This is a genomic window from Brevibacillus centrosporus, from assembly GCF_046622605.1.
Lineage (GTDB): Bacteria > Bacillota > Bacilli > Brevibacillales > Brevibacillaceae > Brevibacillus > Brevibacillus centrosporus.
In genome coordinates this window covers 1629005-1654442 of the sequence record NZ_CP176856.1, presented here as the reverse complement: position 1 = coordinate 1654442, position 25438 = coordinate 1629005, and the positions used below count along the sequence as shown (strand labels likewise).

Annotated in this window: 27 protein-coding genes; 6 read left to right on the top strand and 21 right to left on the bottom strand. The window is 51.7% G+C overall.

What is annotated here, in order from left to right:
- Positions 1–13: 13 nt before the first annotated feature.
- The 3 genes from ACLIN2_RS08630 to ACLIN2_RS08620 are packed head-to-tail and all read right to left on the bottom strand — an operon-like array spanning position 14 to position 2632.
- On the bottom strand, positions 14–853 hold the full coding sequence (locus ACLIN2_RS08630; RefSeq protein ID WP_411503806.1) for a DUF6597 domain-containing transcriptional factor: 840 nt from the start codon (positions 851–853) through the stop codon (positions 14–16).
- Positions 854–870: 17 nt separating this feature from the next.
- Positions 871–1944, bottom strand: coding sequence for a sensor histidine kinase (locus ACLIN2_RS08625; protein ID WP_411503805.1), 1074 nt, complete (start codon positions 1942–1944; stop codon positions 871–873).
- A gap of 1 nt (position 1945) precedes the next feature.
- Complete coding sequence (locus tag ACLIN2_RS08620) at positions 1946–2632, bottom strand: response regulator transcription factor (RefSeq protein WP_411503804.1); 687 nt, start codon at positions 2630–2632, stop codon at positions 1946–1948.
- 182 nt (positions 2633–2814) lie between these two features.
- Here ACLIN2_RS08620 and ACLIN2_RS08615 point away from each other — a divergent pair, with 182 nt between their 5' ends.
- The 3 genes from ACLIN2_RS08615 to ACLIN2_RS08605 all read left to right on the top strand — a co-directional run bounded on the left by ACLIN2_RS08615 (position 2815) and on the right by ACLIN2_RS08605 (position 5414).
- A complete protein-coding gene (locus ACLIN2_RS08615; RefSeq protein WP_411503803.1) occupies positions 2815–3855 on the top strand; it encodes a DJ-1/PfpI family protein in 1041 nt (346 codons plus the stop codon).
- Positions 3856–3867: 12 nt separating this feature from the next.
- Entirely contained in the window at positions 3868–4536 is a 669-nt protein-coding gene (locus ACLIN2_RS08610) for a DUF2306 domain-containing protein (RefSeq protein ID WP_411503802.1), read from the top strand.
- A gap of 92 nt (positions 4537–4628) precedes the next feature.
- Positions 4629–5414, top strand: coding sequence for a YheC/YheD family protein (locus tag ACLIN2_RS08605; RefSeq protein WP_400587586.1), 786 nt, complete (start codon positions 4629–4631; stop codon positions 5412–5414).
- A gap of 95 nt (positions 5415–5509) precedes the next feature.
- On the opposite strand, the gene mscL is transcribed toward ACLIN2_RS08605, so the two are convergent.
- The 3 genes from mscL to ACLIN2_RS08590 are packed head-to-tail and all read right to left on the bottom strand — an operon-like array spanning position 5510 to position 7810.
- Positions 5510–5968, bottom strand: coding sequence for a large conductance mechanosensitive channel protein MscL (gene mscL / locus ACLIN2_RS08600; protein ID WP_411503801.1), 459 nt, complete (start codon positions 5966–5968; stop codon positions 5510–5512).
- A 40-nt stretch (positions 5969–6008) separates the two neighbouring features.
- Positions 6009–6935 (bottom strand): nucleoside hydrolase, encoded by a 927-nt coding sequence (locus ACLIN2_RS08595; RefSeq protein ID WP_411503800.1) that lies wholly within the window; start codon positions 6933–6935, stop codon positions 6009–6011.
- A gap of 2 nt (positions 6936–6937) precedes the next feature.
- Complete coding sequence (locus ACLIN2_RS08590) at positions 6938–7810, bottom strand: nucleoside hydrolase (protein ID WP_411503799.1); 873 nt, start codon at positions 7808–7810, stop codon at positions 6938–6940.
- A gap of 211 nt (positions 7811–8021) precedes the next feature.
- Between ACLIN2_RS08590 and ACLIN2_RS08585 the strand changes: the two genes are divergently transcribed.
- Complete coding sequence (locus ACLIN2_RS08585; protein ID WP_092265963.1) at positions 8022–8369, top strand: hypothetical protein; 348 nt, start codon at positions 8022–8024, stop codon at positions 8367–8369.
- 392 nt (positions 8370–8761) lie between these two features.
- On the opposite strand, the gene ACLIN2_RS08580 is transcribed toward ACLIN2_RS08585, so the two are convergent.
- From ACLIN2_RS08580 to ACLIN2_RS08555, 6 genes are all read right to left on the bottom strand, one after another.
- Complete coding sequence (locus tag ACLIN2_RS08580; RefSeq protein ID WP_092265964.1) at positions 8762–8977, bottom strand: hypothetical protein; 216 nt, start codon at positions 8975–8977, stop codon at positions 8762–8764.
- 57 nt (positions 8978–9034) lie between these two features.
- Positions 9035–10252: an ABC transporter permease gene (locus ACLIN2_RS08575; RefSeq protein ID WP_411503798.1), complete on the bottom strand. Its 1218-nt coding sequence runs from the start codon at positions 10250–10252 to the stop codon at positions 9035–9037.
- Positions 10249–10971, bottom strand: a complete 723-nt coding sequence (locus ACLIN2_RS08570; RefSeq protein ID WP_400587578.1) for an ABC transporter ATP-binding protein — start codon at positions 10969–10971, stop codon at positions 10249–10251. The genes ACLIN2_RS08575 and ACLIN2_RS08570 overlap by 4 nt, the downstream gene beginning before the upstream one ends.
- A gap of 3 nt (positions 10972–10974) precedes the next feature.
- Entirely contained in the window at positions 10975–12621 is a 1647-nt protein-coding gene (locus tag ACLIN2_RS08565) for an efflux RND transporter periplasmic adaptor subunit (RefSeq protein ID WP_411503797.1), read from the bottom strand.
- Positions 12622–12775: 154 nt separating this feature from the next.
- Complete coding sequence (locus ACLIN2_RS08560; RefSeq protein ID WP_092265968.1) at positions 12776–14182, bottom strand: HAMP domain-containing sensor histidine kinase; 1407 nt, start codon at positions 14180–14182, stop codon at positions 12776–12778.
- On the bottom strand, positions 14175–14858 hold the full coding sequence (locus ACLIN2_RS08555; protein WP_092265969.1) for a response regulator transcription factor: 684 nt from the start codon (positions 14856–14858) through the stop codon (positions 14175–14177). Before ACLIN2_RS08555 ends, ACLIN2_RS08560 begins: the two co-directional genes overlap by 8 nt.
- 141 nt (positions 14859–14999) lie before the next feature.
- Here ACLIN2_RS08555 and bluB point away from each other — a divergent pair, with 141 nt between their 5' ends.
- Complete coding sequence (gene bluB, locus ACLIN2_RS08550) at positions 15000–15656, top strand: 5,6-dimethylbenzimidazole synthase (RefSeq protein WP_411503796.1); 657 nt, start codon at positions 15000–15002, stop codon at positions 15654–15656.
- 194 nt (positions 15657–15850) lie between these two features.
- Here the strand turns inward: bluB and hrpB are convergent, their stop codons facing one another.
- Positions 15851–18361 (bottom strand): ATP-dependent helicase HrpB, encoded by a 2511-nt coding sequence (gene hrpB, locus ACLIN2_RS08545; RefSeq protein ID WP_411503795.1) that lies wholly within the window; start codon positions 18359–18361, stop codon positions 15851–15853.
- Positions 18362–18526: 165 nt separating this feature from the next.
- On the opposite strand from hrpB, the gene ACLIN2_RS08540 reads away from it, so the two are divergent.
- Positions 18527–19342 carry an MBL fold metallo-hydrolase gene (locus ACLIN2_RS08540; protein ID WP_411503794.1) on the top strand — a complete coding sequence of 272 codons (816 nt, stop codon included), beginning with the start codon at positions 18527–18529 and terminating at the stop codon, positions 19340–19342.
- 63 nt (positions 19343–19405) lie between these two features.
- Here ACLIN2_RS08540 and ACLIN2_RS08535 read toward each other — a convergent pair whose 3' ends face one another.
- From ACLIN2_RS08535 to ACLIN2_RS08500, 8 genes are all read right to left on the bottom strand, one after another.
- A complete protein-coding gene (locus ACLIN2_RS08535; protein WP_411503793.1) occupies positions 19406–19951 on the bottom strand; it encodes a GntR family transcriptional regulator in 546 nt (181 codons plus the stop codon).
- A gap of 110 nt (positions 19952–20061) precedes the next feature.
- Positions 20062–20703: a DapH/DapD/GlmU-related protein gene (locus ACLIN2_RS08530; protein ID WP_411503792.1), complete on the bottom strand. Its 642-nt coding sequence runs from the start codon at positions 20701–20703 to the stop codon at positions 20062–20064.
- Between the two features lie 15 nt (positions 20704–20718).
- Entirely contained in the window at positions 20719–21594 is an 876-nt protein-coding gene (locus ACLIN2_RS08525) for a PHP domain-containing protein (protein ID WP_411503791.1), read from the bottom strand.
- A 204-nt stretch (positions 21595–21798) separates the two neighbouring features.
- On the bottom strand, positions 21799–22623 hold the full coding sequence (locus tag ACLIN2_RS08520) for a prohibitin family protein (protein ID WP_411503790.1): 825 nt from the start codon (positions 22621–22623) through the stop codon (positions 21799–21801).
- 480 nt (positions 22624–23103) lie between these two features.
- Positions 23104–23265 carry a hypothetical protein gene (locus ACLIN2_RS08515; protein WP_411503789.1) on the bottom strand — a complete coding sequence of 54 codons (162 nt, stop codon included), beginning with the start codon at positions 23263–23265 and terminating at the stop codon, positions 23104–23106.
- A gap of 1 nt (position 23266) precedes the next feature.
- Entirely contained in the window at positions 23267–23704 is a 438-nt protein-coding gene (locus tag ACLIN2_RS08510) for a hypothetical protein (protein ID WP_400587538.1), read from the bottom strand.
- 172 nt (positions 23705–23876) lie between these two features.
- On the bottom strand, positions 23877–25073 hold the full coding sequence (locus ACLIN2_RS08505; RefSeq protein ID WP_411503788.1) for a MalY/PatB family protein: 1197 nt from the start codon (positions 25071–25073) through the stop codon (positions 23877–23879).
- Positions 25074–25157: 84 nt separating this feature from the next.
- The gene (locus tag ACLIN2_RS08500; RefSeq protein ID WP_411503787.1) at positions 25158–25388 is read right to left on the bottom strand and encodes a YdhR family protein; all 231 of its coding nucleotides are present in this window, start codon (positions 25386–25388) and stop codon (positions 25158–25160) included.
- Positions 25389–25438: the final 50 nt, after the last annotated feature.

Here is a 25438-nt window from a genome sequence, read left to right as displayed (position 1 = left end):
AAAACGGACAAGTTTACGAGCGTACTTCCTTTGGCTTGCCGGCCATAAATACGTGGGAGGGCGGTATGCCGTAGTACCGTTTAAACTCTTTGATCAAGTGAGGCTGATCAAAATAGCCGTATCGATGCGCAAGCTGCGTCAGCTGTTCCTTCGGCGTCCGGTATAGCGCTTGCAGCATGCTTTGAAAACGTATAATCTGCGCCAGCTCCTTGGGGGAGACTCCCAGCTCATAGTGGAACATCCTGCGCAAGTGGCGTTCACTGTAGCAAAGCTTTTCCGACAGCTCCGCTACGGACAGGCTGCCGTGTGTGTCGTACAGATAAGCCATACTCGTTTGCAAAAGGCTCTCCGAGAGCGATACCTGCTGCTCTAGGCAGTTGCACAGCTTTCTTTCTACGATCGCAATCCTGCCTTTCACGTCTTGTGCTTCCCGCATTTCTTCTACCAGCAAGCCCGACTCACTCCCCCATAGATCTTCGAGAAGGGGATGACTGCCGCGGAAAGCAGAAACCGGGTAACGCAGAAATTGCCGAACCGTCGAGGAAAAAAAGCGAATCCCAAAAAGCGATTGAGGTTCCATGAGATGGATCACCTCAAAGCTTGTCATCAGCTCCGAGATAAACGCTGCCTTGGCCATGTTCGCAGCGCGCAAATCGACGATGATATCGATGCAGCCATCCGGAACAATGCGATGCAGCTGTGTCTGCTCCCCTGGCACAAACTCGCTCGTCCAATAACACGCCACATAGGGCTCCAAGCTTTTGCCAGGCTCGTACTCGCGATATAGATAATGCGGCTGTGAAAGCCCCTTCTGAAGGATCGGCGGCTGCAGCGGGCGATGCTCGCGATTCATAGTAAGGTATCTCCCTCTCATTCTTTATGATCGGTAGGTAACCAGCCCGACAGGACAGCCCCTCCACTCGGGTGATTGCCTGCTGTAAGCTCTCCTCCGTGACGCTGGATGATCCGCTTTGATATCGTCAGACCCAGTCCCGCTCCCCCCGTAGCGCGATTTCTCGACTGCTCCCCCCGATAGAGCGGCTCGAAGACACGGTTTAATTCGTCCTGTGAAAAACCCTGCCCTGAATTGTGAATGGTGAACGCCACTCGGTCTCCTTCTGAGCAGGTTTCAATCATGATCCTTCCATGGACAGGCGTGTAGCGCACGGCATTATCCAGCAAATTGTTCATCGCTCGCTCCAATAAGTGTGCATCTGCCTGGATGACACAATCATTAGGTGTGAAAGCCGTGACGACCGTTATTTGCTTCTGTTGCGATTGAAGTTTCAGGCTATCGATCGATTTCTGAACAATTTCGTGAAAGCTTGCCTCTCTCATCGCAAGCTCGTCTTCCTGGTACTCCATCCTGGTAAAGGTGAAAAGATCCTCGACCAACCGATCCAACTGCAACGACTTCTCCTTGCAAACCGATACATACTTCGCCACTTGATCCGGCGTTTTTACGATCCCTTGCTCGAGACCGTCCAAATAACCCCGCAAGGCAAACAACGGTGTCCGCAAGTCATGCGCTACGGCCGCAATGACGAATCGCCGTTCCTCCTCCAAATCAGCTTGTTTGCGGTAAGAGTTTTGTAGTCCATTCACCATGACTTCAAACCCATCTCGAACCTCATCTATTTCTTTAACCGTCGTTTGGGGAAGCTGTACATCCAAATCGCCAGCAGCAATCTGCCGAGCAGCCTGTCCCATCCTCTCAAGAGGTCCGAGAAGCAGCCTTCGCATTTGGAGGCCAATCATAAAGAAAGCGAGCAGCAGCCCTGCAAACGCAGCGATCATGGGAATCCTGTACGAATCCTGCCTTTCCACTCCCAATTGTACAGAATGGGTCGTGATGAAGAGTGTCGCGACAAAGAAGACCCATGGCAGCAAGGAGAGAAGCACCAGGCTTAACAAGGAATAGGTGCGTATACGAAACTTCCTCATATCACACCCCCTCAAATCGATAACCTACGCCCCAGACGTTGGTCAAATGTTGGGGATGGTCCGGATCCAGTTCAATTTTCTCGCGGAGGCGACTCAGGTGAACTCGGATTGTATGTTTGTCACCGACGCCGTCCCAGAACTTCGCGAGCAATTGCTCATAGGTAAACACCTGCCGAGGATGTTCTGCAAATAAACGCAGAAGCTCATATTCCTTTGGAGTAAGCGAAGTGCTCCTCCCCTCTATCCATACCTCTCTTGTAGACAGGTCGAGCTTGATTCTTCCGTAATCCAACACCCGAGAAGCGCCCTCTTTCTGCATTCCCGCACGTCGCAAAACAGCCTTTACACGAGCTACGATCTCTTGGGCTGAAGCTGATTTTACGATATAATCATCGCCGCCGAGTGTCAGTCCGCGAATCTTGTCCACATCGTCACTGCGAGCACTGAGAAACAGAATGGGAACGCTGCTCTGCGTCCGAATGCGCCGGCAGAAATCATATCCCGTTTGACCCGGCATCATGATGTCCAGGATGATGCAATCAATGGTGCTCTGTTGATATACAGCCCATGCTTGCTCTGCGTCATTTGCCATCTCGACCAGAAACCCGTCGTTCTCCAAAAAGTCCCGCATTAGCTCCACGATGCTTTGGTCATCGTCTACGACCAAAACAGTAGGTCTTTCACTCACGCTAGATCCCGCCTTCACTTCCACGTTGTTTCCTCTAAGTGTATCATCACAGCTGGAAAAACAAACAAGCAGTGTGCACATTGTGATGGTTTGTTGATCGTTTTGTTACCCTTTTCTTACGTGGTTTGTGAGATTCACTTGGTATCCTTCTATCCGTGACTGAATAGAAGGAGGTCTTTTTGATGCTGAATGTTCAAATTGTGCTGTTTGATGGCTTTGATCTGTTGGATGCCATTGCCCCTTATGAAGTATTTTGCGCGGCCGGGATGACGGCCGGCGGAGGCATGCATGTGGAATTCGTCTCGGCGGACGGTCCAAGACACGTCATAAGCGGTGTCAACGGAGTGAAGGTCGAAGCGAGAGGCAAGCTTTCCCCCGATCAACAGGGCATTATTTTGGTTCCTGGCGCTTCGGGGGAGCTGGCCGGGGATGGCCCCGACTCCATTCCTGTACTACTCGCCCGAGCCTCAAATACGGAATTGACTGGGATGCTGGTGCGAGCACTGGAGAATCCAAAGATCGTAGTTGCTACCGTCTGTGGAGGTTCTCTCGTGCTGGCCATGGGAGGAATGCTGGAAGGAAGGCCCGCAGTTACGCATCACTTAGGGATGGATGTGCTTGGGGAGACGGGTGCCATTCCTGTTAACGCCCGGGTCGTCGATGACGGAAATCTCGTTATGGGAGGTGGTGTAACCTCTGGTCTCGATGTCGCTCTCTATCTGGTAGAACGAGAACTGGGTCCTCGCATTACGCATGAAGTAGAGCAGCTTTTCGAATATGAACGGAGAGGTACAGTCTGGCGCAGCACTGGAATTTCCCCCGGAGATGGGGCGAAGATCGGTGATCCAAATGCTTCGAAGGATTCTTCAAGCTTTTTGGAAGTGAGAGCAACTGCAAACGCGAGTACGAGTTCCAGCGCTTCACCCTCTTTATTCGAAGGAGAGTGGGATGCGACCATCGAGACCCCTGTCGGAGGGCTGATTGTCAAACTCCACATCGCAACTGTTCATGGTGTAATTCAAGGTACCTGCATGCACGGGGATGAAGCGAGCCCGTTTATCGATCCTGAGTTCACGGGAAATCTGCTTCGCTGGTCACTGCGTGTGACAAAGCCCATGCGACTGACCTTGAAGCTTGAGGTTATGGTTGATGGTGACCAGATGACGGGAATTGCCAAAGCTGGTGTATTGCCCTCGTCCCGTTTAAGCGGGCATCGGATATAGGCTGGCGAGAGCATGGATAGACGCTATTCCTTTTACAAGCTGACCGCGTTTGCCATTTTGCTTTACATTCTTTATGTCATTGCCACCCATTTCATCCTCGATCCAGGTGCTGAGGCGTTTCTTCAGCATAAAGTCGATATTGAGCATGAACTGAAGCCCCAAATCTGGTTAACGGTCATGTACATCCATGTAGGATTCGCCTGCCTTGCCATGGCATCTGGGTTCATCAATTTTTCAGCCCGTACCTATGAGACGCACCGCCGCTTTCATCGCGTGAACGGCTATGTGTATGTATCGTCCGTGCTCATTGTCATTCTAACCTCAGGATACATGGCACCCTACGCTACAGGTGGAAAAATAAGCAGCATAGGCTTCAATCTGCTCAATATTCTCTGGCTCTTTCTCACATCGACAGCACTGGTCCAAATCTTTCAGAAACGGGTTCTTCAGCATCGTCGATGGATGATCCGAAGCTTCGCCTTTTGCTTTACAAATCTGTTTATCCATCTGCTCACGTTTGTGTTTCATCAGATGATCGGTATTGCTTTCGTAACCAGCTATACGCTTGGACTTTACAGCACGATCTTGCTCGTGCTCCTGATTCCGGAGGTGCTAATACGGATGGGCAAACCGCTCCAAACCTATCCCCATCCAAGAGAGAAACAGCGGCCTCATGTCTGATGACGGATTCAACCGAACACCTCCTCACGCTTCTCCTGCCTGCCGTATATCATAGCGAGAATGGACTATTTTTCAAGCGAGGTGCCTGGTGTATGATCTCTTCCTCTAAATGGAGTCTCCACAAGTTCTTTGCCAAAAGCCCGCACATCCGTCCTTTTTTGCCGCCGACCTCTCTGTATCAGCCCGCTTTGCTCAGCACCTATCTGGGCAAGTACGATACCGTCTACATTAAGCCGACGAGAACGCATATGGGAAAAGGCATTTTACGCGTACAAAAGCTTGATGGCGGCTATCAGTTCGTAAAGGAACGAGGGGAAGCGGTTCGCGTCTCCACTCTCGAAGAACTGCAGAAAATGCTGGATAAGCAGCTAGTGGAGAAAAATTACATCATTCAGAAAGGAATCGATCTGGCACAGTTGAATGGACGTCCCTTTGACATCCGGGTCATGATGATGCGCAACGGCCTCGGCAGATGGCAATACGCGGGAATGCTCGCAAAAGTAGCTGGGTCTGACAGCGTGATTACAAACGTAGCCCGTGGTGGCGGCTATGCGGTCTCCGTACCTCATGCACTGGAAAAATCACTGTCCATGGATGCCAGCGAAATTCGCAAAATCGAACAAAATCTCATTCGACTGAGCTATCAGGTGTGTTCTCATTTCAATAAATACAGGCACTCGGCCCAAATCGGCGTCGATTTTGCCATCGACAAGCACGGGGAAATTGTGGTGATCGAGGTCAATTACGACTTTCCCTCTCATGGACTATTCGCCAAGCTCAAGGACAAAACCTACTTTCGAACGATCAAACGTCTCCATTACCAGTACCGCAATCGGGTGAAACGAAAAAAGGCAGTGAAAAAGCGGCCAGTTACGTAGTTGTCTGTGCCGCTTCCTTTCATGACGCTTCAGCAAAAAGGAAACAACCTGAGTCGCATGAATCCCGAACTCAGGTTTCCATCACGCCCTGATTTCTACGAATGGGCAGGCTGCGTGCCTTCCAGCATGGAGGTGCAATTCGGGCAGCGCGTCGCTTTGATCGGAATGGATGTGATGCAATGCGGGCATTCCTTTGTCGTTACTTCCGGTTTGACCTCTGCCTGCCTGCGCTTGAAGCGGTTCAGCTGCTTGATGACCATAAAGATCGAGAAGGCGATGATCAAAAAGTCAATGATGCTGTTGATGAACAAGCCGTAGTTGAGTGTCGCTGCTCCTGCAGCCTTTGCATCCTGGAGTGTCGCATAATGCGATCCGTTCAGGCTGATAAATAGATTGGAAAAATCAACTTTGCCAAGCAGCAATCCGATTAAGGGAGTAATGATGTCATTTACTAAAGAAGTCACAATCTTACCAAAAGCCCCCCCGATCACGACACCGACTGCCAGATCGAGTACATTTCCTTTCAGGGCAAACTCTTTAAACTCTTTTATCAAGGCTATCCTCTCCTCATTCCCGTTTTAAACTCCATATGCTCTACATGACGTACTTCAAAAAGTGCTCGACAAAGCGCTCATGGTCAACCTCGAGGCAGACATCGACATTTGGCGCGGAAGCAGGCTGCTCCCGTCTGTCCCCAATGGTGCGCGCATCGCTGGCACTTCCTGATGTATCGACTTGGACGTGCATTGGATATGCCGTCACAAAGCTAGGGTCAATCACAACACCGACTGCAAGCGGATCGTGCAGGCCGCAGCCGAGTACATTTCCCACCTTGGCGTAGGCGTCCATATAAACCTCGCACATATCCGCGAAGAAATGGCTGATCTTCGTATCACTCTCTCGCCATTGCTGCAGATGCTCTCTCGTGAGCAGCGTCTGCATCGTGACATCCAAGCCAACCAAGGTGATGGGGATACCCGACTGAAAAACGTAGGATGCGGCTTCTGGGTCTGCACAGATGTTGGCCTCTGCTACCGGCGTGCGATTCCCTGGCACGGTCACCGCTCCCCCCATCACGACCACTCGCTCTACCAGTGAGACGATTTCGGGCGCTGCCATGATCGCCAGTGCCAGATTGGTCATGCTTCCAACGGTAATCAGCGTGATTTTCTGCGGATGTTCTTTAATCGTCGCGATCATAAATTCAGCTGCACGCATCACCTGTGGTGCTGCGGAAGGAAGCGGCAGCTCGACGTTTCCCAATCCGTTATCCCCATGAAACAGCTTTGCTTTTTCCTTCAGCTCACGGACGAGCGGCTTGGATGCTCCGGGGTAGACCGGAATCTCACCTGCTCCTACAAGCTCCAGCACCTGCAGCGTATTTCTCGTCGCTTCCTCCACTGTGATATTGCCAAAGGTCGTCGTCACGCCACAAATCTCCAGATCAGGAGAATGTACCGCGTAGGAAAGCGCCATGGCATCGTCAATCCCCGTGTCTACGTCAATGATGACCTTTTTCATGTCTACCCGATGCCTCCTTCTGCTCTGCAAAGTCCACGCAGCCACTCTCGGAGGGAATCTCTTTCAACAGCAGCTGCAACTTCCGTATCGATCCCCACACTCGGCTTTTTGCGCAGATCCGCCAAGACGGCTCCACGAGACAGCGTGCTGCGACACTCTATGGAAAGCTTCATCTGCTGCTTATGTATGAATTCCGGATGGATGGCGGCGACCATCGCGCCCCATGCGTCCAAGCGGGCACTCGGCCTTAGCGCCTGGGCGACTGCTTCTTCTGACGCTGGCAACATTCCTTTTTGTATGGCTGCTGCCAAAATCGCTTGCCACTCTTCCTCTGTCAGCCGCAAACGCTCTGTCGAGTCAAGTGGGACCAGCACCAAGGGAAAACCAGCTGCCCATACGAAAGCAGCGGCCTCCGGGTCCGCATACATATTTTTTTCCGCGACAGCCGTCACATTCCCCGGTACACGAATAGCACCGCCCTGCACGACGACCTGCTTCACTTTTTCGGGCAGTCTTGGATCGATTGCTGCTGCCTTTGCCAGATTGGTCAAGCTTCCCAGCGTTATCACGGTGAGCTCTCCCTTCCATTCCTGCGCCTTTTCAACTAACAGGCGCACTGGCCCCTCTCCCTCTACTTTGGGAGTAGCAAAAAGGGAGGCACCGTCTCCCATTGCAACAGGAATCTTTGCACTTGGCTTGACCATCTCGATGCACTTTTGGATAAGCGCTCGTCCCTGCCCTGACTCGTCACCGCTATATCCGATCCCCACGATCTCTGTTGCTGGCGATTGCAAGGCATACCATAAGGCGATCATCTGATCACTGCCACCGCTGCAATCGATAAACAGCCTTTGCTTTCCAGTCAATGTACTCACCTCTTACCCAGCCTCTCCTATCAACCAATCAGGTACTACCCTATGTAGGTGTATTCATACTACTTCTCGCCTATTGCATCCTGCTAGCAACTATTTTACACTTAACGATGACTTCGACAAAATCCGCCACATTTCGCAAATTTCCTGACACGACCCGTCGGCTGTCGAAGCAATGAACCATTGGTCATGAACCAACAAAGGAGACAGGGTCATGTTTTCGCTTGAATCCTCGACAAATGAACTACTTTCCCTAGCCAAAGCACAGCTCCTACGTGCACTGCATCAACACAGAACAAAGCCTTATTTGCCCATATGGGGGGAGCTTTACACCTCTTTGCGTGACATCGTGCGGCACGGCCAGCAATGGAAGGAAGACGTTCTCGTCTACCCGATGCGCCCTACCGGAACCCTTTGGTATCTGTACAAGGACAATCACTTTCTGGCTGATCTCCCTGATCCGGGCATTACCATATCCATGACTCGAGAACAGCTGTTGGAAGCACTGCTCAAAGGCAGTTTTCCTCCTCAGCATAGCGAAGATAGGTCCATCGAAGGATAGTCGATATCCAGATGGGCCTTTTTATGTATGCGGCCAATAGACAAAAAAAAGCCCAGGTATCAAAACCTGGGAAGAGGTAGTACGGAAGTAATTACGTGAATAACTTTATTTTATATCGAAAGACCTATATCATCTAGCTGTATTTTTAGGTATAAATGCCTAATTTCACCTATTACAAAATGATTCAAAAAAAGTAGGCGGCCCTCCTGCACAGTTTGGGTGCCGCCATCCCGAACTTCCCCAAGTTCGTTCATACAGGCATTGTACTATGAATCTCTGATATCGAAAAGTGTCAGGTTTTGTTTTATATCAAAATATTGAAAAAATCGATAGCTTTGTCCAAGTTTTTATGAAAGTGCCCTGGTTCTGTGTGAAGAGCCAGGGCAGCTTCTTTATTTGTTATCGCCACCTACCGCATCAGCTGCCCTAGGCCCAAAGAGAATGTACAGATAGACGTATTGACTTACACTCACTCTGGGAAAAACAAACGCGATGCTCGTCTTGCCTTCCATTTGCCTGACCATATACCGCAGGTTGCTCGTTTTGATCTTTTTCATAATGCGGGACGCTTCTCGCCACGTTACGGAAAATTGGACGTTTTTTTCCATCAGCCATACACCTCACGCGGCTAGTATGCCCGAATTGGAAAAATCCAACACCTGGTGTCATTCGTAACGCAGCGCGTCAATCGGTTTTAACTGTGCTGCTTTTCGAGCCGGATAGACCCCAAAGACGACCCCTACCAGAGAAGATGTCAAGAACGCATAGAGAATAGGGGATACACTAATCGCGGTCGTCATGCCTCCGAACTTGCTGATCAATAGAGCTGCCCCCACGCCGATCACGATTCCGACAATTCCCCCGATGAGACTGAGCGTCACTGCCTCGATCAAAAACTGGCGCAGGATGTCTCCCCGCTTTGCCCCAATCGCTTTGCGGATACCGATTTCCCGCGTACGCTCGGTGACGGAGACAAGCATAATATTCATGACACCGATCCCGCCGACAATCAAGGAAATCGCGGCAATTCCTGACAGCAGCGCCGTCATGGAGCTGGATACCTCCTGTGCCGTGCTGAGGATGTCAGACTGGGAGGTAATGCGGAAGTCGTCTGCTGTTTGCGGACGGAGATTGTGATTGGAACGCAGCGTGCTCTGAATGTCTGCCTGCGCCTGCTCCATCTGATCCGCAGAAGCCGCTGATACATAGATGGTTCCCACATTTTTGCCTCCCGTCAGCCGACTCATCGCTGTGGTGATCGGGATGAGAATTCTGTCGTCGTTGTTCGTCATCCCGGAGCTTCCCTGGCTTTTTAAAACCCCGATAATCGTAAACGGTATCCGGTTGATTTGCACCGTCTGCCCAATCGGGTTGGTGCTATTGTTCGCAAACAGATTGCTGGCTACCTCGGTTCCGATTACCGCAACGTTGAACTGCTGCTTGACCTCAAAGTTGGAAAAGAAGCGCCCACTCTCCACCTGCGCGTTTCGCACCTGCAAAAACGCAGCTGTCGTCCCTTCCAAGGAGCTGGAGTAGTTGCTTGCTCCCCAAACAATCTGGGCTCTCCCATTGACGCTCGGTGCGACTCCAGACACAGACTCCTTCTGTTCGATCGCTTCTGCGTCCGCCAGTGTCAGTGTATTGAGAGAGCCCGCTCCCAGATTGACTCTCCCCTGCGTCGCCTGTCCCGGCGATACGATCAACAGATTACTCCCCAGCCCATTGATCTGGGAGGCCACGCTGCTGGATGTCCCTTCCCCGATTGCGACCATCGCGATCACGGCTGCGACCCCGATGATAATACCGAGCATGGTGAGAATGGAGCGCAAACCATTGGCCCTGATGCTTCGAAATGAGATGCGTACACACTCGATAAAACTCATCGCTTCACTTCCTCTAAAAACGCTCTTCTACGCTTCGTTACCACTTCATTGGAGACGATTTGCCCATCCCGGAAGCGGACGATCCGCTTGGCATATTCTGCGATATCCGGCTCATGCGTTACGAGAATAACCGTCTTTCCGGCATCGTTTAGCTGCTGAAAGATTCCCATGATTTCTTCACTGGTCCGGGTATCCAAAGCACCCGTCGGCTCATCTGCCAGCAAAATAACAGGGTCGTTGACCAAAGCTCGTGCGATGGATACCCGCTGCTGCTGACCACCGGAAAGCTCATTGGGCTTGTTGTTCAGCCGCTGTTCCAAGCCTACATCGATCAAAGCCTTGATGGCCCGCTCCCGTCTTTCTCGGGCAGGCGTGCCTCCATACAAAAGCGGAAGCTCCACATTTTCGACCGCTGTCGTACGCGGCAGCAGATTAAAGTTTTGAAAGACAAACCCGATTTTTCGATTCCGAATCTCCGCAAGCTCATCATCGTGAGCTTCCGATACGGGATAGCCATCCAAGTAAAACTCCCCTGATGTCGGTTTATCCAGACAACCGATCACGTTCATCATCGACGATTTCCCTGAGCCGGACGGGCCCATGATCGCGACGAAATCTCCTTCCTCGATCGTCAGGCTGACACCTCGCAGCGCTTGAATTTCCTGATCTCCGATGCGGTACAGCTTTTTTAGGTCCTCGATTTGTATGACTGGTTTCATTTTCTATCGACTCCTCATTCCGCCGCCTCCCCCGCTTGGGAAGCCACCACCCATTCCTCCACCGAAGCCGCCCATGCCGCCGCCAAAGCCGCCCATTCGGCTGGAGTTTTGATTTGTCGTGGGAGAGGTCGCTGTATTCGCCAAAATGACGACTTTGTCCCCTTCGCTCAAACCTTCTGTAATTTCTACGCGATCTGAGGCAAAAAAGCCGATCTTCACAGGCTGGAAGCGATACTGTCTTGCCCCATTTCCTGCGTTGCCGCCGCTTCCGCCGCTTCGCGTGTTACTGGCGTTCTCTGTACCGCCTTTGCCTCGCGCATTGCCTGTGTTCTCTGCATTTTCAGTAGAGGCCGTATTGCCTGCTGTGTACAGATAGACACCGTCTTTCCCGTTCAGCGTTTGCAGGGCTTGAGCTGGAACGACCAGAACGTTCTGATGAGTACCGATTTCGATGGAGACATTCATATTCATCCCGATTTTCAGCATGCCATCCTTATTAGCTACCGACAGCAGGACATCGTAGGTCGTCACCCCGGATTCTGTCTTCGCCTCCGGATACACCAGCTTCACACTGCCTGTAAAGGTTTCGTCCGGATACGAGCTCGTCGTAAAGTTGACCTTCAGCCCTTCCTTCACTTTTCCAATGTCGCTTTGGCTGATTTGCGCCATGACTTCCAGATTTCCTGAGTTGGAGTTGTCCATAATGATGAAATCGCTGCCGGGTATTTCGCCAACATTCCCATTCAGCTGTACGATCACACCGTCCATCGGCGCTTTTAACGTTACGGCATTCAAAGCCTTCTGGGCTTGCTGGAGCTGCGCTTTCGCCTGCTCTACCGCTGCCTTTGCCGACAGAACCGTCGATGCGTCTGGCCCTTCGTTGGCTTCATTGACAGCTTCTACAGCTGTGTCATAAGCAGCCTGTGCCTGCTCGATTTTGCTGCCGGATTGGCCTTTGGTCTGGCTCGCTGTCAGCACAGCTGTATTGTAGTCCCGCTGAGCAGAATCAAGATCGGTTTGCGCCGCATCGTACTCTGTCTTGGAAATCGCTCCTGCTTCATAGAGCGCTTTTTGGGAGGCATACGTTTTCTGTGCATTTTGCAGGGCAGCCTTCGCCTTTGCTTCATCGTTGGTCGCTTTTTGCGAATCTATCGACTGCTTCGCCTGGTCCAGCTCGATCTTCGCCTGATTGACAGCTGCAAGCAGCGTCTTCATCTCTGCCGAGGTTTTGCGTTTCTGCGCTTCCTCCAGCTTGGCCTGGGCCGATAAAAGGCTTGCTTGCGCATTTGTTACCTGAATTTGCGCTACAGAATCATCCATCGTTGCGAGCACTTGGCCGGCTTTGACCTGATCGCCTACCCCGATCTTGATGGAGGAAATCGCATCCTTGGCGTCCTCGGCATCCGAAAAGGACAAGGAGGTACGCTTCGATGCCTGTACAGCACCTGATGCCAAAACCGTCTCTGAGACGTCACCTTTTTGTACATTCACGACCTGAAAGGCAGCCTGCGCTCTGCTCGGCGTTGATAGAGACTGATAGCCATATACCCCTCCTCCGATCAGTACGACTGCCAACCCTACTATGATCCATCGCTTTTTGTTCGTTCTCCCTTTGGAGAAAAACGTGCGTTTCTTATCGGTCTGGGTCACTTTTCAAACTCCTCCCGTGGCTTTCTTGTTTGCAGCTAGTAGCATCTGATGGGATCAATATACGGAAGAAATACGTCAGCATCGCGTCAGATTTGAGGAATGAATGGCGAAAAAAAACGACTCTGCCAAAAAGGCAGCGCCGTTTTTTTCCTAGCTATTTTCGTAGAATCAACGTAAAGGTCGTCCCTTTTTCCGAGCTTTGGGTCAGCACCAGATTTCCGCCCAATGCCTGCGCGATCATCCGACTAAAGGAAAGCCCTAAGCCAAGACCCCGCACCGTATGCTTCTTCTCCTCTCCTCGATAGAAGCGATCGAATACATACGGCTGCTCGGACAAGGGAATCCCCATCCCATTGTCCTGCACGACGATCAAAATCTCATGATCCGTCTCGGACAAGCGCACATCAATCCGTCCGCCAGGGCCTGTAGCTTGGGCAGCGTTGTTCAGCAAATTGTACAGCACCTGCTGGATGCGCAGGGGATCTGCCTGGGCAACGATGGGCTTCGTCGGCTTTTCAAGCTGCAGCATCAGCGTGTCATCTTCTTGACCAATCCGCCATTGATGCGTGATTTCCTGGACCAGCTCGTGAATGTTTTGGCTCTCAAGGCGAATACGAATATCCCCTACCGCAAACGAATTAAAATCGAGCAGATCTTCCACCATCTTTTGCAGGCGTGCCGTTTCCTTCGAACAGATTTCCAAAAACTCTTTGGCTTCCACGCCACTGACGATATCATCCTTGACCGCCTGAACCAAACCGCTGATCGAGGTGACAGGCGTTTTCAGCTCGTGTGTTACTCCTGCGAGCAGCTCAGTCCGCATCATTTCCAGCTGGCGCAGGCGATCCGCCATCTCTTTGAAGGAGTGAATCAGCTCGTAGATTTCCGTTTCCCGACTGCTTTTTTCCAGATGAATATCGTAGTCGCCTGTGACGATTTGCTTGGCCGCATCCGCCACGTCCTTGATCGGCTGAGACAGCTTTTTCGTCAGCAGGTAGATAACGAGCCAACCGAGCAAGCCCAGACTGATCAGCATGATAAAGAGCAGCTGAAACTCCGTGGTGCTGCGGATCATTTCTTTTTGCGGGGAGAACAGGACGACCCAGCCGATCTGCTTCTGCTGATACGTAATCGCCCGCTTCACAAAAAGCAGTTCTTCTCCGCGCGAGGAAGTCAGCTCTGTCACGTCCTCCTTCGCACCCACTACTTCAGCCGCTCTCCTGGACAGCTCGCTGGCAAATGGACCTGGGCCATCGAATAAGGAGTGTTTGTCCGCGTCAAGAATAATCATGGATGGCTTGTAGCTCAGCCGCAGGGATTCCTGTCGGCTATCCAAAATCCGAAACAGGAACGGCGCAATTTTGATGTTCCCTTCGCTGTCAACCACGCGCTCTGAAATTTCCGCTGCCGTCAGCCTCATAAAATCCAGACGTTTTTGCTTCTCGTTATAGGTGATCCACAGGCTGGAGGCAATTCCTACGACTAACAACCCGATGCAAAGTGTAATGAGGTAACGTGTCGTCCAGTAGCGGAACAGCGTCGTTTGCTTTCCTTTACTCATACACACACAGCTTGTAGCCCAGTCCGCGATAGGTGCGAATTTCCCCCTCTGAGGCTGGCCAGTTCTCCAGTGATCTGCGGATGCGCTTGATCGCCAGGTCCACGGCGCGGTCGCTTCCTTCGTAATCCATCCCCCACACCTGCTCAATCAGCTGCTCCCTCGTAAACGTCTGGTTCTTGTATTGCGCCAAAAACAGAAACAAGGAGAGATCTTTTGGGGTGAAGGCCAATTCAATTCCGTGCAAGGTGACGGTATACGCCTTGAAGTCTACCTTCAGGCTGCCGAACTGCTTGAGAGAATTGCCCCGGGTAATATTCGTCGATCGGCGCAGCACCGCCTGGACACGGGCAACGACCTCATCGGCGATGAACGGCTTGGTGATGTAGTCGTCTGCCCCCTGGTGCAAGCCCATCAGTTTATTGTCTATTTGTCCCAGTGCCGTCAGCATGATCACCGGGCACGAGCTCTTTTTTCGTATGTATTCCAAAATGCTCCAGCCGCTTCTGCCTGGAAGCATCACATCCAGCAAAACCAATGCGGGGCTTACCGCATCAAATTTTCGGACGGCCTCGTCGCCGGTAAACGCCTGCTCTACCTGAAACTGGCTCTTTTCCAGGTACGCCTTCAAGACGCGAGAGATCGGCAGTTCGTCCTCCACAATCAGGATGTTTTTCATTCCGGCTTCACTCCTCTCTCGATTGCACAGACTCTCCTCTTAAGCGTATGAGAGGAATATGTCAAGCAGATGTCTGGATGAAATCCTCGTTCCCTATTAAAATGAGAGGAAACAGCTAGGATCAGGAGGGCTTTTCCAATCATGATTTATTTGACAGAGGAAGAAAAAATCGGATTGTACAAAGCGATCAGCAATCGTCGGGATATCCGCTCGTTTCGCAGCGACTCCATAGAGTCTGAAAAACTGAGCATGATCCTCTCGGCTGCTCATCACGCCCCTTCCGTCGGGTTTATGCAGCCATGGAATTTTATACTGGTTACCGCGGATTCCCTCAAGCGCGAACTCGCTGACAGTGCGGATAAGGAGCGGCGTGCACTGGCCATTCACTATGAAGGAACGGGCCGCGAATCTGCCTTTTTGGAGCTGAAAATACAGGGAATCAAGGAAGCGCCCGTTACGATCTGTGTGACCTGTGATCCAACCCGTGGCGGTGACCACGTCCTCGGGCGAAACTCGATCCCGGAGACAGATATCATGTCAGTCAGCTGTGCCATCCAAAACATGTGGCTCGCGGCTTATGCGGAGGGCCTCGCTATGGGGTGGGTCAGTTTTTACAAAAAATCGGACGTCCGCCGAATACTGGATATCCCGCCGCACATTGATCCTGTCGCTTTGCTGTCGGTTGGGTATACGGACCATTATCCGGATCGTCCATTGCTGGAAATTCACCAGTGGGAAAAACGGCAGGAGCTGCAAAAGCTCATTTTCCGGGAACGCTGGGGACAAAGTTCGTCTTAGCCCTTACAGGATTCGTTCGTAGAACAAAAAAATGGGCTGCTTGCGTACAAGCAACCCAATGAGTAGAGGGGTAGTTACGAAATACACTTACCTCCCAGACGTAGCTACCCTTCATGAAAGTTTCAGAACATTGCCTACTTACGAATATGGAACTACATAAATGAGTGGATACTCCCAAAGCTTCCAAAGGTCAACTAGGAACGCGGTCGCGTCCGATTGGTGGGAATCGCCTGCAGCGGATCATCCGGCCAATAATGCTTTGGATAGCGTCCCTTCAAATCTTTCTTCACTTCGAAATACGCGTTCTGCCAAAAGCTCGCCAAGTCTCTCGTCACTTGTACAGGACGCTGGGCGGGTGAAAGCAAATGAAGCGTGAGCGGTATACGGCCCATGCCGATGCGGGGCGTCTGGCTCCAGCCAAACAGCTCTTGCAAACGAACGGATAGAGCAGGCGCCTCTGGGCTGCTATAGTCGATCGGGATTCGAGAGCCGCTGGGAACCACGATATGGGTCGGAGCATGCTCATCCAGCTCCCGCCGCTGATTCCAGCTCAGCATCGCTTCCAAAATCGCGGTAAGGGAGAGGCGAGACAGATCATCCCGGCTTCTGCAGCCATGCACATGCGGTCCCAGCCACTCTTCCAGCGCTGCGAGCAAAGCTTCGTCCGATACATCCGGCCAGGCGCTGTCCAAACGATGCATAAAGACGAGCCGCTCCTGCATCTGACGGGCAGAACGGCTCCAGGGCAAGAGACCAAGCCCCTCCAAAGCAATCCCGTTCAGCAACGCTGCGGTCACCGCCTCAGGATCAGCCTGGGAAGCAGGTGTCTCACGCAAGATCAACGCCCCAAGCCTCGTTCGCTTGCGGGCACGCACCGATTGGGACGATTTTTCCCACCATACGGCCGTCTCTTCCTCGATGCTCTTCGCGTAGACCTCTTCCAGCTGGGCTTCTGTCACACTGGCTGCCAGCACAATGCGGCTGTCTGTCCCTTGATCATCCAGCTCTGCCGCTACGATGTACGGGGCATACGCCAAGGCTTGCTCAGATGCGAATGCTGCCCCTCGTCCATTGCGAAGCAAATACTTTCCGCTATCCCTGCGTTGTCCGATACGATCGGGACAGGCTTCAGCCAGCAAGGAACCGATCTGTCTGAGCGGATCGCCCGCCTCGTAGTTCTCCTTTTGTCTGTTGACCCAGCTCTGTTTGAAATGGCTAGCCTCCTGCCAGATTCTTTGGCAGGCACCTTCGTCGACTTCCACGCCAGCCAGACTTGCCACTCCCTTCTGGCCAACGGAGCGCAAGGCTTCCAGCCGCAGACGCAGATCAGCATCGAGATGAGCCCTTCCACGCAAAATATCGCGCTCTCCTAGCAGCGCTGCCACCTCACACGCCACTTCTGCCAGTCCTCTTTCTATTGCTGCCCGAATCATATGGGCGATCCGCGGATGCAGCCCCATTTCCACGAGTTCTCTACCATGCGATGTGATTTTTCTGCCAGAATCCATGGCACCTAGCTGAATCAACAGCTCCTGCGCGTGCTCAAGCGCTGCTTTTGGCGGTTCGTCCAGCCATGCCAGCTCAGCAGGATCATCGACACCCCATGCTGCCAGCTCCAGTGCTAGAGAGGTCAAATCCGCCTCCCTGATCTCCGGTGTGGTATGCGCGGTGAGCCCACGCTGCTCCTGCTCCGTCCACATCCGATAGCACACACCTTTTGCAAGACGTCCGGCGCGGCCCCTGCGCTGATCTGCCGAAGCTTTGGAGACCCGAGTCGTCTCCAGACGCGTCATCCCTGTTCGGGGCGAGAATCTCGGCGCCCGCTTCAAACCGCTGTCGATGACAATCCTCACACCTTCCACCGTCAAGCTTGTTTCGGCGATCGATGTGGCGAGAACAATTTTTCGTTGCCTTTCTACACCGGGTTGGATGGCCATATCTTGTGCTTCCTGCGAAAGGGCACCATAGAGAGGGGCTACGACGGTATTCGCGGGCAAGCTGCCCTCCAGCAAGCCTGCCTCCACTCTTCGTATCTCTTTTGCACCTGGGAGAAAGACCAAGATGTCCCCTTCGTCCTGCATCAGCGCTTCTCGAACCTTTTGGACCACAGTTGGCTCCATGCGCCCGGACATCTGCCGGTTGAGATACCTCGTTTCTACCGGAAATGCCCGCCCCTCACTCTGAATGACAGGCACTCCCCCCAGCATCTCGGCTACTGCCGCTGCATCGAGGGTAGCCGACATGACAACAATGCGCAGGTCCTCCCGAAACAGATTTTGCGTTTGCAGACTGAGTGCTAGTCCAAGATCGGCGTGGAGGCTTCTCTCATGAAACTCGTCAAACAGGATGAGTCCGACATCCTCCAGCGCTGGATCTGCCTGCAGCATCCGTGTGAGTACCCCTTCTGTGATCACCTCGATCCGCGTACGGGGGCCTACCTTTGCATCCATTTTCACCCGGTAGCCGACCGTTTCTCCTACCTGCTCCCCGAGTGCTTGAGCCATATATCTCGCGGAAGTCCTCGCAGCCAGGCGCCGGGGCTCCAGCAGGAGTATCCGACGTCCTGCAAGCCACGGCTCATCTCGCAGCGCAAGTGGAACGCGTGTCGTTTTGCCTGCTCCCGGTGCCGCGACGAGAACGGCGTTTGTATGCTCCCGAAGCCTCGCGATCAAGGATGGCATGATTTCTTCAATAGGCAGTTGCATTCTTCTTTCACCTCTTGCCAAACAGCTTCATCCTCTCATCTTACACACCTTCCCTCGCAGCAAAAAGACTCTTGTAAATGACAGAACAGTCAAACAATCGTATAATAAGCAGGTGAGCTTGCTTTTTTCCACGGACAGAGGATCTTAAAGCAGGAGGGATTCCATGTGATTCACATCCACCATCATGAAGATGTCGTCTGCGTAGAAGGGATTGTCAGCAGGCAAGGACGCGATTCTTCCATCTATGTCTTTTTGACGGATGGCACGCTGATCGATACCGGACCAAAATTGCTCGAAGCCTCGTTAATCCCGTTCTATCAGTCTTCAGCCTTTGAGTCGGTCGTTCTCACGCACAGTCATGAAGACCATGTCGGAACAGCCGCCTGGATCGAAGCCAATCTCCAGGTTCCCATCTACATCCACGAGAAGGGAGTGACTCGTTGTTCCCGCCCTGCCGATTACCCGGAGTATCGAAAGCTTACCTGGGGGGTTCGCGATTCTTTTGACGCCCATTCCCTCGGAAAGTCGTTCCATTCTCGCACGCTGGACTGGAAAGTGCTCGAGACCCCTGGCCACGCCCAGGACCATATCGCTTTGATTCACGAAAAGACTGGCCGTTTGTTTGCTGGAGACCTGTATCTGGGAGTAAAGACAAAAGTCATTTTGCAGGAAGAGTCGATCCCCACTATCATGAACTCGATTCGGTTTGTACTGGCTCACGATTTTCAGGCCATGTACTGTGCACATGCCGGCTATGTTCCCAATGGAAAAGCAATGCTGCAAAAAAAGCTCGAGCATCTGGAAAACCTCACAGGTGAGATTCTGCACCTGCACAGCAAAGGAATGAAAGCTGACGAAATCAATCGTGCCCTTTTTCCCCTGCAGCTTCCACTCGTAGAAGCATCCGAAGGCGAATTCGATTCGATACATATCGTCCATTCCATCCTCGCAGCCTATGAACAGCACGAGAGCATATGCTGAGAAAATGGAATTGAACCAAAAAACGCGGAACCGTTTTTGCACGGCTTCGCGTTTTTTTGGCTGTTAGTCCTTTGGAAAGATCTGTTCCAAAGTGAAGCCCCTCTCCTGATAGAAGTCGTACATCGATGTGATCCGGCTTCCTTCCATGCGAATGTCGGGAAACACGGATTCTGCCACAAAAGAGGTATGCAGTGCGATGGGCTTGTGATCTACGAGGCGCAAGCGGCCGATTTTAAACACGCTATCCTTCTCGTCAACACCGAGTGTCTGTGTGAACATGGAACGGTCTTCTACTTCCTCACAGTAAATATTGCGGGATTCGTAGTTGTACCCGAGCTCGATCATTTTTTTGCTGAAGCTGGTATTGCCCGTGAGAACCAGCGGAATTTGCTGCAGCCTGTCTTTCACATAGCTCCCCATCCCTTGTCTGGAATACACATACCCAAGCTCCTGCAACCGATTGTAGACTTTGCGCGCTGTCATCCGGGGAACCTTGTACTGATCTGCCAGTTCATTTTCGGAAGGCAGCTTGTCGCTTGCCTTGTATTTGCCCGCGTGAATCTCTGCAATCAAATGATCGATCATTTCCATTTCCTCTACCAATTCCAACCGCCCCTTTGTCCTCACGATCAAAGGAAAACGGCATACCCAACCGCCCTGCGAGGTATGCCGTTTTCCTTTGTGATTGAATCAAAAAGCTGTTCCCTTCCGATCCGTCATTATCCAAAGTGTCCGTATTTTTCTATAAAGCTCTCCAGGTCATTCAGTTCATGGAAGCGTTCCTCGATTATCTCGCGCGGCCACTCCCACCAGGCTATTTGCAGCAATTTCTCACGTATTTCCTCCGGGAAGCGCATCTTGATCGGTTTGGCTGGGACGCCAGCGACGATCGAATACGGCTCTACATCCTTGGTCACGATCGCCCCGGATGCGACGACCGCTCCTGTGCCGATGGTGACTCCCTTCATGATGATCGCTCCGTGACCGATCCACACATCGTGGCCGATTTTCACCCGATTTTGCCGGCGCCAGTCAAAAATGGACTCGTCATCTGTATCTGCGAAGCCGTAATCGATTCTGCGGTAGGTCATATGATGCTGGGTGACACGATCCATCGGATGCTGAACGGGATTGATGCAGACGTGAGAGGCAATCGAGCAGTACTTTCCAATCTCGGTATAGTTGATCGTGACGTCATCCATCGTGTAGGTATAGTCGCCGAGGACAGATTCGATGATCTTGTTGGAGGAACCTATGGACGTCCAAGCCCCTGCCTCGGAATTGACGACATTTGCTGTCTCATGGATCATCGGCTCGCCGGACGAACGGGTAGGCTGTGCAACTTGGTGAATGGTCTTCATATCGCTTTGCACCTCTTATCGCTGTGTGATTTGTTGTTCGGCAATCGCTTTTTGGCGGGCCTGGATCGCGTGTACCGTAGAGATACCCGGACTTTTTTCTCCCAGCACAACCTCTTTTTCGCCGTAAAAGCCGTGGAAATCTGTGCCTCCCGTCATAATGAGATCGTATTGGATCGCCAGCTGCTTGGCTTGTTCCTCCATAGCCGCATCATGCAAAGGGTGACGGACTTCGATGCCTTCCAGTCCGCAGTCAACCAGCTCCGGTACGGCTTCAAAGTTGCCGTATTGACCCGGGTGAGCCAGAACCGGAACGCCTCCTGCCTGGCGAATCGCGGAAATGGCGTCTTTTGCAGCCACATACTCGAGCGGAATGTACGCAATCCCTGGCTTTTCACCATTTTGGCCTCGAGAAAACAGCTTTTTGTACAAGTCCCCGTATATCGATGCTGTGTAGCCTTTTTCGATCAACCCATGCATAATATGCTGCTTGTAGACGCCCGTCCCACCTTTGGCATATTCCAAGACCTGCTCCCACTCAATTTCATAGCCTGCCTCCATCAGAGCTTGTACCATGGCAGCAGAAGCCTGGTGGCGCTTTTCGATCAGCGGCGCGCAAATTCGATCAATCGCAGGATGTCCGGGCTGGATATAGTATCCGAGTACGTGGACTCTCCGGTTTCTTGCAAAGTCGTAGGCAGATATTTCAATTCCGGGAATAATCTCTACGCCTTTTTCTTTCCCCAGCTCGACCATCTCGGCAAGCCCCCCGGTTGTATCATGATTGGTAATCGCCAAATGCGAGACTTGTTCGTTTACAGCCAGCTCTATGATTTCTTCAAAGGTAAGTGAACAATCCGATAGCTTCGTATGGCAGTGCAGGTCTACCTTCATAAAATGACCTCCTCGCTTTCCATTTCCGAGTGGGCGGTACGTATGAAGTAACTGTAACTTGGCACCAAGCAGCACGGGTTAATTCCACTTGAACCCGGCGTAAATATCCTGTAAAGGCACATTTACAATGGAAGCTCCAACCATTGAAACAAAAAAAGGCCTCCCGGACGACACGCGTCCCGAAAGGCCTCTTGGGTCTGTTCCTTATTTTTCTACTTGGATAAACGGAGTCGCTCCCCCTGTTACATTTGGCAGCTTTCCGTCCCATTTGCGGATGGCTTCCAGCTGCGCCTCGATCTGTCTGAGCTGAATCAGCTCCGGAGTGACCTCCTGTTTTTGCAGACGCAATGCTTCAGCCTGAGCCTGCGCTTTCGTAATCTCCTGCTCTTTCTCGATCTTGATCCGCTCGAGGTCCAGCTTGGATTTGAGCGCTTGCTGCTCTGCTACCTGCTTGGATTCAATCGCTCGGTTGAACTCGTCGCTAAATGTGAACTCGCGGATGTTGATTTCATCCAGAATGATATTGTAGGTCGAAAGCTTTTGCTTCAGAGCATCTTTTACTTTGTTGCTCACCTCGGACCGCTTGGAGATCAGCTCCTCTGCTGTATACTGAGCAGTTACCGCCTTGAGTGCTTCCGCGATCGCCGGGTCTACAATTCGGCTGGCGTATTCGAGTCCAACCTGCTGATACAGCTTGTTGACGTTTTCTGCGTCCAGATGGTGGTTGACCGCAATCGTAGTGGAAACTGTTTGCAAATCACGCGATGCAGAGGTCTGACTCGTCTCGGACTTTTGCACCCGTACCTCCATAGGAATAACCGTTTGAACGAACGGAATCTTGAAATGAAGCCCTTCCTGTAAGACCTTTGGCTGTACGGCTCCAAGCTGCAGGACCACTCCACTGTGCCCCGCTGAAATGATCGTAAAGGATTGAGTTCCGAGCAACACCACAACAAGAATCACTACGATAGCTGTAAGCAGCCGCCCGAATTTAAAGGGACTCATTTTCACCACATTATCGTCTGCCATGTTCCGCCTCCCCTTTTCTTTTTTATATGTCTATATAGGCATACGGATAGGGGGGATATAAGTTTCGTTTGATTTCTTTCTGGTTCCTGGTAAATATATGAGGCGGCTGAAAAGATTAGACGGTCGTTCCTGTTTTCCACTGGGATGCCCATATTCCCAAGCCTCCGCTTCAGCCTACCCCTCCTTGAACGGCAGTTTCCAAAAGGGGCAGTTTCTGCATCTAGCGGCTTGCAAAATCGATGTAGTAGACCTTCTTTGGCCGACCTTTTGTTGCATCTGCTATCGAGGGGTTAGTGGAATGGTGGTTTACCAATGAAAGGCCAGTGCCGCATCAAGTGCTGGCAGAACAAATGGGGAAACTGCTGGAGAGAAATCTCTAAAAAAAGAGTGGTAGCCTGCTCCTCGGCTACCACCATCCATTATTCACAATCATCTTGGGAACTCGCTGCCTCAAGCAGAACCCGTCCCATCCGCTCGGCCTCAATCCGGCAAAAGCTCAAATTCGACTTCGCCAGAGACGTGGGAGATGAGCTGGATGATTTCCGCACAACCGTGGCTGCAAATGAGAAAGGACGCCCACTTCACTTCCGCTCGCGGGACTTTTCTGGCGTGAAAGCCGCTTTGAAACCCGCCAAGGCTCACACTACCACACCCTCCTTTTTTCTTTTACCACCTGAAAGCTAATCAGCCACACATGCAGGTATAACAGTGAGGCGAGCATTCCCCATACCGCTCCCGAGGACAAAAGAGAATTTGTCAGGGTTCCAGCCGACGTGACGAACTGAAACATTATCATCAGCAGCATACCTGCAACCGCATACGCGATGAAGCGAAACAAGTACACAATCACGGGATTCGCCCAAGCGATTTGACGGTTCAATGCTTCTATTCCTATAGAAACTGGCACGCCTCCCACTACATAGACGGGGATCGCATAAATAAGATAGATCGCCACCAGTGAAAAAAATGACCAGTAGTACGTGTTCGGCTGCTGCTGTGCTGCCGGGATGTAGTTGAACCACGCCAATACCACGCAAAACAAAAGCGAGGAGATCAGCGCGACCACCACTTTTCGAATCATGAAACGTATACCTCCTTCCTTTCGGTTTACCAAACTGCCCACCTAACTATACCCTTAATTTGGAACTACGGAACCTATTTTCACAAAAATTGTTTTGATTTCGACTTCGCTTCCTTGATCGCGGATTGGCTCCAAAAAGAAAACACCTGCCTCTAAGCAGGTGCTCTCCTCGTTAGTTTCCATTTTCAGCTTCAAATTCGCGGGCTATCCGTTCCAAGGCTTCTTTGATGACAGGTCTTGGCGAAGGGAGACAAATTCTCTGATAATGCCGCCCCTCTTCCCCAAACATGCCCCCGTCCTCCAGCAGTACATTGGCTTTATTGTAAATCCGATCATGGACCTCCTCTGGAGACAGTCCATAGCCGCTAAAGTCCAGCCACATCAAATACGTTCCTTCGGGAATCCTCGTTTTGACTTTCGGCATTCTTTCCGCCAAAAAGCCCATGACATACTCGATCGTGCCATCGATGTATTCCTTTAGCTGGTCCAGCCAATCCTCACCCTCTGTATAGGCGGCGATCAGAGCGGTGATCGTAAATGGCGACGCTAAGTGCATGCCCAGTGTTTTACGGAACGTCTCCCTATGCCCTTCGTTGGGTATGATGACATTCGTACAGTGCAGCCCTGCTACGTTAAAGGTCTTGTTGATCGCCGTACATGTGATGATAGGATCGGCACTCTTTGCTGCTTTTGCTATTGGAATGAAGGTTTGATTTCGCCTGATGAGATCTCCATGAATTTCATCTGCGACGATCAGCACGTCATTTTCCGCACAAATGTCTGCCAGCTTCTCCAACTCTTCGCGGGTAAACAGCCGTCCCGTCGGATTATGAGGATGGCACAAAATGAACATCTTCGTGTTCTCGTCTTTCGCCTTGCGTTCGAAATCCTCGAAGTCGATCGTGTAAAAGCCCTCTTCATCACAGACAAGCGCGTTGTTCACCACAGTTCTTCCGTTTCCTTCTATGGCCCCTGTAAAAGGCGGATACACAGGGCGCTGAATGATGATTCCGTCTCCGGGGTTTGTAAACGCCTTGACCGCCACATGCAGGGCATGAACCGTTCCTGGACTGTAAATGATCTCATCCTTTTGAATCTCCCAGTCATGCCGTTTTATAAACCACTGCAGGATCGCTTCAAAGTACGCTTCCGGAAAAATAGAGTAGCCGAATATTTTATGATCGACCGTTTTATGCAGGGCATCGATCATAGGCTGCGGTACGGGCAGGTCCATGTCTGCTGTGAATAAAGGAATCGTCTCCTCGTCATATCGCTCCGTCAGCCCATGACTTTTGATGAATTCCCCTCCATCCCATTTCAGTGAATACGTCCCTCTGCGTTCCGTGATTTCATCAAAATTGTACTTCATGGGACAGCCCCCTCTCGTTTTTTCGTCCTGTGTTTGGTGAACCGGCGATTTCTCGCAATACCCAAAAGCCCAAAAGACAGCTAGTCAACTGTGCAGCGCATACTGGATATCCACGATCTCAATCTTGGGGTCCTCCCGCAGCTGAGACCTCTCAGGCAGACTTTTCACGTTCGGCCCCTCCAAATAGGCTTGGAGTGCCTCCCCCGTCTCCCACAAATAAACTCCCCCAACTTCGCCTGTTTCTTCATAACGAACGTAATATTTTTGGATGAGACCTGGCAGCGAACGAAATTTTTCGAATCCTCCCTCTGACAAAAAGCATGATCAACATTTTCATGAAGCGAACCTCTCCCTTCTACCTTATG

What these genes read in the sequence shown, in the direction of transcription:
- ACLIN2_RS08630 (WP_411503806.1), bottom strand. Translation starts at nt 853, where the DNA reads ATGAATCGCGAGCATCGCCCGCTGCAGCCGCCGATCCTTCAGAAGGGG.
- ACLIN2_RS08625 (WP_411503805.1), bottom strand. Translation starts at nt 1,944, where the DNA reads ATGAGGAAGTTTCGTATACGCACCTATTCCTTGTTAAGCCTGGTGCTT.
- ACLIN2_RS08615 (WP_411503803.1), top strand. Translation starts at nt 2,815, where the DNA reads ATGCTGAATGTTCAAATTGTGCTGTTTGATGGCTTTGATCTGTTGGAT.
- ACLIN2_RS08610 (WP_411503802.1), top strand. Translation starts at nt 3,868, where the DNA reads ATGGATAGACGCTATTCCTTTTACAAGCTGACCGCGTTTGCCATTTTG.
- ACLIN2_RS08605 (WP_400587586.1), top strand. Translation starts at nt 4,629, where the DNA reads ATGATCTCTTCCTCTAAATGGAGTCTCCACAAGTTCTTTGCCAAAAGC.
- ACLIN2_RS08595 (WP_411503800.1), bottom strand. Translation starts at nt 6,935, where the DNA reads ATGAAAAAGGTCATCATTGACGTAGACACGGGGATTGACGATGCCATG.
- ACLIN2_RS08585 (WP_092265963.1), top strand. Translation starts at nt 8,022, where the DNA reads ATGTTTTCGCTTGAATCCTCGACAAATGAACTACTTTCCCTAGCCAAA.
- ACLIN2_RS08580 (WP_092265964.1), bottom strand. Translation starts at nt 8,977, where the DNA reads ATGGAAAAAAACGTCCAATTTTCCGTAACGTGGCGAGAAGCGTCCCGC.
- ACLIN2_RS08575 (WP_411503798.1), bottom strand. Translation starts at nt 10,252, where the DNA reads ATGAGTTTTATCGAGTGTGTACGCATCTCATTTCGAAGCATCAGGGCC.
- ACLIN2_RS08570 (WP_400587578.1), bottom strand. Translation starts at nt 10,971, where the DNA reads ATGAAACCAGTCATACAAATCGAGGACCTAAAAAAGCTGTACCGCATC.
- ACLIN2_RS08560 (WP_092265968.1), bottom strand. Translation starts at nt 14,182, where the DNA reads ATGAGTAAAGGAAAGCAAACGACGCTGTTCCGCTACTGGACGACACGT.
- ACLIN2_RS08555 (WP_092265969.1), bottom strand. Translation starts at nt 14,858, where the DNA reads ATGAAAAACATCCTGATTGTGGAGGACGAACTGCCGATCTCTCGCGTC.
- bluB (WP_411503796.1), top strand. Translation starts at nt 15,000, where the DNA reads ATGATTTATTTGACAGAGGAAGAAAAAATCGGATTGTACAAAGCGATC.
- hrpB (WP_411503795.1), bottom strand. Translation starts at nt 18,361, where the DNA reads ATGCAACTGCCTATTGAAGAAATCATGCCATCCTTGATCGCGAGGCTT.
- ACLIN2_RS08530 (WP_411503792.1), bottom strand. Translation starts at nt 20,703, where the DNA reads ATGAAGACCATTCACCAAGTTGCACAGCCTACCCGTTCGTCCGGCGAG.
- ACLIN2_RS08525 (WP_411503791.1), bottom strand. Translation starts at nt 21,594, where the DNA reads ATGAAGGTAGACCTGCACTGCCATACGAAGCTATCGGATTGTTCACTT.
- ACLIN2_RS08520 (WP_411503790.1), bottom strand. Translation starts at nt 22,623, where the DNA reads ATGGCAGACGATAATGTGGTGAAAATGAGTCCCTTTAAATTCGGGCGG.
- ACLIN2_RS08510 (WP_400587538.1), bottom strand. Translation starts at nt 23,704, where the DNA reads ATGATTCGAAAAGTGGTGGTCGCGCTGATCTCCTCGCTTTTGTTTTGC.
- ACLIN2_RS08505 (WP_411503788.1), bottom strand. Translation starts at nt 25,073, where the DNA reads ATGAAGTACAATTTTGATGAAATCACGGAACGCAGAGGGACGTATTCA.